Source organism: Aquimarina atlantica, assembly GCF_000626715.1.
In the GTDB taxonomy this organism is placed as follows: Bacteria; Bacteroidota; Bacteroidia; order Flavobacteriales; family Flavobacteriaceae; genus Aquimarina; species Aquimarina atlantica.
In genome coordinates, this window is the sequence record NZ_AQRA01000015.1 from 67494 (window position 1) to 76915 (window position 9422).

At 31.0% G+C, this 9422-nt stretch carries 5 protein-coding genes; 4 read left to right on the forward strand and 1 reads right to left on the reverse strand.

Annotated features, from left to right (window positions below; all coding sequences use genetic code 11):
• The first annotated feature begins 173 nt into the window (after positions 1 to 173).
• On the forward strand, positions 174 to 2537 hold the full coding sequence (locus ATO12_RS23400) for a hypothetical protein (RefSeq protein WP_034247305.1): 2364 nt from the start codon (positions 174 to 176) through the stop codon (positions 2535 to 2537).
• A gap of 74 nt (positions 2538 to 2611) precedes the next feature.
• Here the strand turns inward: ATO12_RS23400 and ATO12_RS23405 are convergent, their stop codons facing one another.
• The gene (locus tag ATO12_RS23405; protein WP_034247307.1) at positions 2612 to 3793 is read right to left on the reverse strand and encodes a Pycsar system effector family protein; all 1182 of its coding nucleotides are present in this window, start codon (positions 3791 to 3793) and stop codon (positions 2612 to 2614) included.
• A gap of 56 nt (positions 3794 to 3849) precedes the next feature.
• Between ATO12_RS23405 and ATO12_RS23410 the strand changes: the two genes are divergently transcribed.
• The 3 genes from ATO12_RS23410 to ATO12_RS23420 all read left to right on the forward strand — a co-directional run.
• Positions 3850 to 7554, forward strand: coding sequence for a metallophosphoesterase (locus ATO12_RS23410; RefSeq protein ID WP_034247309.1), 3705 nt, complete (start codon positions 3850 to 3852; stop codon positions 7552 to 7554).
• Positions 7555 to 7859: 305 nt separating this feature from the next.
• On the forward strand, positions 7860 to 8774 hold the full coding sequence (locus ATO12_RS25190; RefSeq protein ID WP_051576053.1) for a tropomyosin: 915 nt from the start codon (positions 7860 to 7862) through the stop codon (positions 8772 to 8774).
• A gap of 92 nt (positions 8775 to 8866) precedes the next feature.
• Positions 8867 to 9422 (forward strand): hypothetical protein (locus tag ATO12_RS23420; protein WP_034247311.1); only part of this gene is annotated, 556 nt, incomplete at its 3' end.

Sequence of the window (9422 nt, forward strand, 5' to 3'; positions counted from 1 at the left end):
TGACAGAATTCAATTTTAATGGATTTTATGTCCAATTTTTTCAGTTGCATTCGTCAAGTATAGTAATACTATAGATATCTTATATTTTCAGAATAATAATCTAATTAATTGTTAATATCTAGGGATACAATTTGGTTTGTATTATTTTTGTAAACTACCAGAAAAGAACAGGCATGAGAGGTTTAGAGCAAGATTTTCCATTAGACATATCGATTAGCTTTTCGAAGTTTTTTGAACAGTATAGAGAATTGTTCGAGAATGGTAATGAATTTGTTAAAGATAGAGCTTCACGAATTTTAAAAATAGCAAAAGAATACCCTGAACTGGAAGAAGGAATAAAAGAAGAGAAGCGGATAAATGAATTATTGCCTGAGATTGATTTGATATTAGAAGATTCTTTTGCGCAAATTCTACAGCAAAACGAAATAAAGATTGCTACAATACCTTTTCATAATACAGTATTAAAGTCATCTCGACGTTATCAAAACATAATTGCCGATGCAGGTAAAGATTTTGAACCTCAGATTAAAAACTTTGATCAAAATCATTATTACATTATGGGATGTAGTATGGTTTTAAGTATTTATTATGGGTATAATATTGATTTTAGAAGGCCTTTCTTTTATGATATACCTGATGCTATGGGGATAATGAGGCATTACAGAATTATGTATAATGGAGACTTTATAGAAATTATAAAAACAGATAAGGCCAAAGATATTACAGATGAGGATGTGGCAGAATTACTGGATAATTTTGATGATGTAGATATTTGGAAAGCAAAGTTTCCGCCAAATAGTTGGGTTTTTAAAGGTGTGGTTATTGCAAATATGTTCGATGTTACAACAGATGTTTCTTTGTCTGATTTTAAAACCAGTCTTATCAAATATGATAAAACACAAGGTGATTTTGTAGGTAGTTTTCAACAAATTTTTAGAGCAATATTCAATTTATATGAAATTAAAGTCGGATTTTCTAGCTATAATCCAGAGGAAGAAGTACTAGAAAGAGTGCCTTTTAAAGATATAGATAGTTATATTTTGTATGATAAGTATTCTGATTGTTGTGAATCGGCTTTATGCGAAGGAACATATCATTATCTTTTTGATGAGTCTACATATTTTGCTATTTCTGATGTAAAAAAATATCAAAAGCTAGCTAAAGATCAGATTATGTATAAGAATCTGGTAGCTCAAGGCATTAATAGTGCAATACTCGCTCCTATAAAAAGTGGTAATAAATTACTGGGGATTTTAGAAATCGTATCGCCTAATATTCATGAATTGAATAGTATTAATGCTAATAAATTACAGGATGTTATGCCATATTTGGTAGATTCTGTTCTACGTTCTAAATCAAAAACAGAAAATGAGTTAGAGTTGATTATCCAGCAAGAATGTACCTCGATTCACCCTAGTGTACATTGGAAATTTAAACAAGAAGCAAAACGATTTATGCGTGCCATGGTAGATGAAAACCCTGTGTCATTTAGAGAAGTCGTTTTTGAAAATGTATATCCATTATATGGGCAAATTGATATAAAAGGTTCTTCTGAAGCCCGTAACCAAGCCATACAAAAAGATCTGGTGTTACAGCTTAAAGGAATTGCTAAAGTAATTAATAAAGTAATAGAATCAGACCCATTACCTATTTACGAACAATTAAAATATAGAACAAATCGATATATTAATTCTATAACAGAACAATTGCAAGTAGATAGCGAACAGAAAATTTTAAACTTTATTAAAAAAGAAATTACACCACTGTTTAAGCACCTTAAACAAAAAAACGTTGAGCTTGATACACTTATTGATCAATATGATAATATGCTGGATAAAGTTATAAAAACAGTATATAAACATCGTAAAGCTTATGATGAATCTGTTATGCTTATTAATAAAAAGATGGCATCTTTATTAGATCAAAAACAAGATGAAGCACAAGGGATGTATCCACATTATTTTGAACGTTTCAAATCTGATGGGGTAGAGCATAATATGTATATCGGAGAATCGATAACAAAACAGGACAGTTTTAATAAAGTGTATTTGTACAATCTTAGATTATGGCAGTTACAGATTATGTGCGAGATGGAAAATGCATATTATCAAATGAAAAAAGATTTACCTATTGCATTGGATGTAGCTTCTATGGTTTTAGTATTTAATTCTTCTTTATCTGTTAGGTTTAGAATGGATGAAAAAAGGTTTGATGTTGATGGAACCTATAATGCTAGGTATGAAGTTGTAAAAAAACGTGTAGATAAATCCAAAATAAAAGGTACGGATCAACGAGTTACAGAAAAAGGTAAATTGGTAATTATTTATTCTCAACGCTCTGATGAAAGAGAATATATCAAATATCTTAATTTCTTACAATCTAAGAATTATCTCGAAGAAGAAATCGAAATTGTAGAATTAGATAATCTTCAGGGAGTTACTGGTTTAAAAGCATTACGAGTTAATATTCTTTATCATAAGAGTGAAGAAGATAAAGAATTCTATACGTATGAAGATTTGATGAAGGAAATTAATTAAATTAGGAAGAGTTATTATTCCTCCTGATTATTTTTTATAGAATCAAGGATATACTAAATTCATCAAATCAGTATCTACTGTAATGAGTTAAATGCAAAAATAAATGAAATAACAGAGGTTATAATTCCTATCATAAAAACGGTATATGTAACTCTTAAGATCTTATATTTTTTATGCAAAACTTTACCTAAAAAGTAAAGGTCTTTTATCATCGTATCGTAGATATACTCTTTATCATTCATAAGATCTGTCATTGCTGATTTATATTCATCTAATGGCATTTTATGAAAATTTCCGAAAAATAATAGATTAACTTTCTTTTCTTCTATTTCTTTACGAGTAAACTCTCCACTGGTTATATTAGGACGTGTTGCTAATACAGATAATACTATAGAAGCGATACAAAATATAATAAATATTAAAGTTGGATATATGAGGTATTGATTAGAAGGGTTATCTAGCTTAGGTATAAGATTTGATAATGCCAGAGATATAATAATAGCATTCACAGAAAGCAATATATTGGCTTTTGTATCGGCAATATCACTTAGTTTCATATGGTTCCTTAAGGTAACTCTAAATAAAGTTTGTATTCCTTTTTCGGGGTTTTCTTCTCTCAGTATTTTTTTTAATTTTTCTTTTTCCTGTTTCTTTTCCTTTTTTAGTTTCGCTTGTTCTTCCAACATTTTGGTAAGATTTTCTTCTTTTTTTGGTTTCCAGTTAGAAATAGCATATTCAGTATAGTACTGATGTTTGTTTTTAAACAAATCAATATTAGCCTTTAGCCAATCAGAAGGTGTTAAATCTTTAATGGCATTAAGTTTAAATTCACACCTTAGCAGTTCGCTGGTTTCTCCATAATAATCTTTTGCAAAATGAGAAGCATCGGCATCCCGTATAATTTCTTCCATAAGATTAGTAGGAACATGCTCCATTTTGGTCGCCATAATCTGTTCAGAAACTTTATCTATAACCTCTTGAGAAACATTTTGTTGACCTAAAAAAACTTTAGCTATCTCTACACTGTGTTCTTCGTGATTTTTAGAGCTTTTAGAGTACCCGGTGTCATGTAACAAAGCAGTAAGCAATAAAACTTCTTTATCTTCATCAGATAAATTAGTATTATCAATAATTTCTTTTGTACTTTTAAATACTCTTTTGGTATGATCGTAGTTATGGTAGATACATGAGTTAGGGAGCTCTTTTTCAAAAAGTTCCGAAACAAAATGATCTGTTTTTTCTAGTAGAGAAGACATACTTTTAATTTTGCGATAACCAAAATAATTAAAAAAAAGAGATTGTACTTCAAACAATGAATAAATATAATAAGATTCTAATTATTTGTGTTGCTTTATTACTTAGTTCATGTGCAACATACACTCCTCAATATAAAGTCGAAAATTTTGTTCAAACATTACCTAACACTACTATAGAAAAAACATTTTATTTAGTGGGAGATGCAGGAAACGCCAAAATGAACGAGAGCACAAAAGGACTATCGATTCTTAAAAAAGTATTGGATACGGCAAAGACAAAAGATGATTATCTCATTTTTTTAGGAGATAATATTTATCAAAAAGGAATGCCCGAAAAAGAATCTTCAGAAAGAGCTTTGGGAGAACATAGAATAGATGCTCAAATTGAAGCAACTAAGAATTTTGATGGAGATGTTATTTTTATTCCGGGAAATCATGATTGGTACACTAATGGAGTAGAAGGTTTACGTAGGCAAGAGCGATATGTGAACAAAAAAATAGACAATAAAAATGCTTTTTTACCGACAAAAGGATGTCCTATCGAAAGTATGGAAATTAGTGATAAAGTGCATTTGTTGATTTTAGACACGCAGTGGTATTTGGCTAATTGGGATAAGAATCCAACGATAAATGACAATTGTGAAATTAAGACTCGCGAAAAATTCTTTCTTGAAGTAGAGGGCGAATTAAAAAAACACAGTAAAAAAACTATCCTTGTTGCGATGCATCACCCCATGTTTACAAATGGTATACATGGGGGTAAATATAGTTTTGATAAGCATATTTTTCCTTCAAAAAAGAAAATACCTCTTCCGGTTTTAGGTTCATTGGCCGCTCAGATACGATCTCAAGGAGGAGTTTCTACGCAAGATTTATCTAATGTACATTATAATAAGTTAATGAGAAGACTATCTACTATGACAAGGGATTTGGATAGGGTAGTTTTTGTTTCGGGGCATGAACACTCTTTACAGTATATCGATAGTGATGGGTTAAAACAAATTGTATCAGGCTCAGGATCCAAAGTATCGTCGGTTTCTTTAGGGAAAGATGGATTGTTTGCATACCCAGGGCAGGGTTTTGCCATATTAGATGTATATAAAGATGGTTCTTCTAATGTTCGCTTTTTCGGAAATGATAATGGAAATCCAAAATTGGTATATCAGACTATAGTTCACCATAAAGAAAAAGAATTTGATTTTAGTACTATTAAGAATTCTTTTGAACCAGAAGTTTTGGCTTCAATTTATAATAAAGATGAAGTGAAAAAATCAAAATTGTATCAATCGATGTGGGGGGATCACTATCGATATGTATACGGAACTGATATTAAAGTTCCTGTGGCTACTTTAGATACTTTAATGGGAGGTTTTACCATTGATAGACAAGGAGGAGGGCAGGTGACGAGATCGTTACGTCTTATCGATAAAGAAGGAAAACGCTATAGCCTTAGAGCAATGCGTAAAAGTGTTACGCAATTTTTACAGAAAGGAGTATTTAAATATACATATCTCGAAGATGGATTTGATGACACGTTTACAGAAGACCTCCTTTCTGATTTCTATACATCTAGCTATCCTTATGCGTTTTTGGCTGTTGGTACATTGGCTGATGCAATAGGAGTGTATCATGCAAATCCTAAGTTGTATTATATTCCAAAACATCCCGAATTGGGTAAATACAATGAAACTTTTGGTGATGAAATATATTTTTTAGAAGAACGACCGGGAAAAGAGTATAAAAACGAGGTTACTTTTGGAAAACCTGATGATATTGAAAGCACAGATGACTTGTTAAGTAGACTAAGGAAAGACGAAAAATATCAAATGGATGAAGAGCATTATATAAGAACCAGGCTTTTTGATATGATTCTAGGAGATTGGGACCGCCATTCTGATCAATGGAGATGGGCTCGTTTTGATACTAAAAACGGTAAAGAATACAGGCCTATCCCTAGAGATAGAGATCAGGTGTTTTCTAATTATGACGGAATACTTATGGATGTCGTAAAATTTGTGGTTCCTTTGGTTCGTAAGTTTCAGGTTTATGATGGAGAACTTAAAAAAGTAAGATGGATTAACCAATCAGGATTACCACTGGATAGAACATTAACACAGAACTCAGGAAAAGAGACCTGGATAGAACAGGCAAAATATATTAAAGAAAACCTTTCTGATACTGCTATTGAAAAAGCGTTTACCAATCTTCCAGATAACCTTCAGGATGAAACAATAGAAAAAATAAAAAGAGATCTTAAACTCAGAAGAGATAATATTGAAGATATCGCTAATCGTTACTATACATATCTTTCAAAACATGTTATTATTACAGGAACAGATAAAGACGATCTTTTCGAAATATTTAGAGAAGAAGGAAAAACAACAATAAAGATTTCGAGAATAAAAGGAGATAAAAAGCAAAAACTATATAGTGCCAGGAGTTTTACTGCTAAAGAGACTAAAGAAATTTGGATTTATGGATTGGATGATGATGATCGATTTGTTGTAAAAGGAAAAGGAAGTAACCTGATAAAAATTCGAATTGTAGGTGGCCAAAATAATGATACCTATGCGATAGAGAATGGAAGAAAAATAAAAGTATATGACCATAAATCAAAACCTAATACTATAGAGAAAAAAGGTGGAGCAAAATTTATACTAAGTAATATCTATGACTATAATGTATATGATTACAATAAGTATGTAGGAAAAACGAATACAATAACTCCTTTTATTGGTTTTAATCCTGACGATGGACTTAATATTAATGTAACAGATGTATACACGATAAATGGATTTAAAAACAATCCATATCATAGTAAGCATAAATTTAGGGCTGCTTATTATTTTCAGACAGAAGGTTATGATTTGTCATACTCTGGAGAATTTGTAAATGCATTAGGAAACTGGAATTTTCTTATTGATGCGGTGTATACAAGTGAGAATTTTGCACAAAACTTTTTTGGATTCGGAAATAATACGTTTAATCTGGATGACGAACTGGGGTTGGATTATAACAGAGTCAAGCTAGGGATTTGGTCATTTGGGTTAGGTGTTGCTAAAAAAGATCGTTATGGTAATGAATTTTCGGTTAAAGCAGCATTCGAAGGTATAGAGGTTCAGGATACACAAGATCGATTGATTACATCAGGGTTAGATTTTGTAACGGTAGATCCTGTTTTCTTCGAAAGAAAGTATTTTACAAATCTTGACCTAATGTATAAATTCGAAAGCTATGACAATGATATTAATCCTAGCAGAGGAATGTTGTTTAAATTGCAAACAGGAGTTAGAACAAATGTAGAAGATACGAATAGAACATATGGATATATTTACCCAAGACTAGGTTTTTATAATTCGATTACCAGGGATCGAAGATTAGTACTTAAAACAGATGTAATAGCAGAAATCAATCTTGGTGATGATTTTGAGTTTTACCAGGCTGCCAATCTGGGAGGTACAAAAGGGTTGAGAGGATATAGAGAAGAACGTTTTACCGGTGAAAGTGCACTAGCATTTAATGGAGATTTAAGATATAGTTTTAATACATTTAAAACAGGTTTATTACCATTGCAATTAGGAGTTTTTGGTGGTTATGATATCGGTAGAGTGTGGTTAGATGGTGAAGATTCTAATCGATGGCATGATTCTGTAGGCGCAGGTATCTGGCTTAATGCTATAGATACTATTGGAGGACAGTTAGGGCTATTTTCTAGTGATGATGGATTGCGATTTACATTTGGTTTTGGGATGAGTTTATAGAATTCTACAGTGTTGAGAAAACTCCTTATGCTTGAAATTGTCTAATTAATGATTTCTTTTTAATACTATAAAATAGTACTATAGTGATGTGATATTCTATATTTAATAACGTATTTAGATAATTTAAACATAATCATACAAAATTAACATAACAATAACCGTAAACTAAGGTTATTTAGTCTAAATATATATTATTTTTATTAAAAATTACCTCATAATCAGGGTTCGAAAGAATTCTGTTATGGGGTTTTTTTGTGTAAAAATTCAACATAAAAATATTTTAAACCAACTTAAAATCACACAAAATGAAGAAAACAATTTTAACACTTGTATTACTAGGATTTAGTTTAGGAATTGAAGCTCAAGATTTAATCAGTGGAGGACAAAACTCATGGATTTTTCATACTCCAGACGATAATAGGACTACGCTTTATATTGCTCCAAAGACTAATGGAAATTGGGATTGGAGTAAAACAACATCTTTTTTAAATGATGGTAAAGTCAACTTTGCTAATACAATATCTGTAAATGGTAACATTTCAGGAAAAGATATCATAAGTGAAGGACAAAACTCATGGATTTTTCATACTCCAGACGATAATAGGACTACACTTTATATTGCTCCAAAGACTAATGGAAATTGGGATTGGAGTAAAACAACATCTTTTTTAAATGATGGTAAAGTCAACTTTGCTAATACAATATCTGTAAATGGTAATATTTCAGGAAAAGATATCATAAGTGAAGGACAAAATTCATGGATTTTTCATACTCCAGACGATAATAGGACTACGCTTTATATTGCTCCAAAGACTAATGGAAATTGGGATTGGAGCAAAACAACATCTTTTTTTAATGATGGTAAAGTTAATTTTGTTAATAATATATCTATTAGAGGTAAAATAGAAACAAAAGAAATAATAGTAACCACAAGCCCAACAGCAGATTTTGTTTTCGAATCAGATTATCAATTACCATCTTTAGATGATATCGAAAAGCATATAAAAGAAAAAAAGCATTTACCACAAATAGCCTCTGCAAAAGAAATGAAAGAGAATGGAGTTAATGTTGGAGATTTTCAGGTACAACTACTTCAAAAAATAGAAGAACTTACACTGTATACCATTCAACAGGAAAAAGAAATTAGAGAATTGAAGTCTCTAAACACAAAACTTCAAGAGTTAAACCTTCGATTAGAAAAACTAGAATCTCAAAGGTAAAGACGTATAACAATTTAATATTGAATATGTACATCATACAAGAAGTACATAACTAATCTAATATAGTATATAACCAATTTAAATTACACAAAATGAAAAAAATAATTTTATTAATAACCTTTGTAGCTAGTTTGGGTTTAAATGCTCAAAAAAAAATAAAATTAGAAGATAATAGTAATGCGAGTAATTTTTATTTTCATAATAATAAGGTAGGTATAGGGACCAATGTTCCTAAATCTCTACTTCAAATCGCAGGAGGCTCAAATAATTGGAACGAATCTACTCCAGGAACTTTAGTTGGTGCTATTCATTTAGACCCAGAAAATTCAACCAACCATTTTGGAAGTGCTATCACTTTTGGAGCATCAGACACGTCTAATGGAGAAACTGCTCAGGCTGGTATCTATGTGAGAAGTGATGGTAGTTATGGGACAAAAATGTATTTTTCAACAACAGATACCTATGTTTCGGGATCAAAAACAGCGATGAGTATAGATCATAGAGGTATGGTTGGTATTGGAACAATATCTCCAAAATCAAAGCTTCAAATCGCTGGAGGTTCAAATAATTGGAACGAATCTACTCCAGGAACTTTAGTTGGTTCCATTCATTTAGATCCCGAAAATTCAAGCAACCATTTTGGAAGTG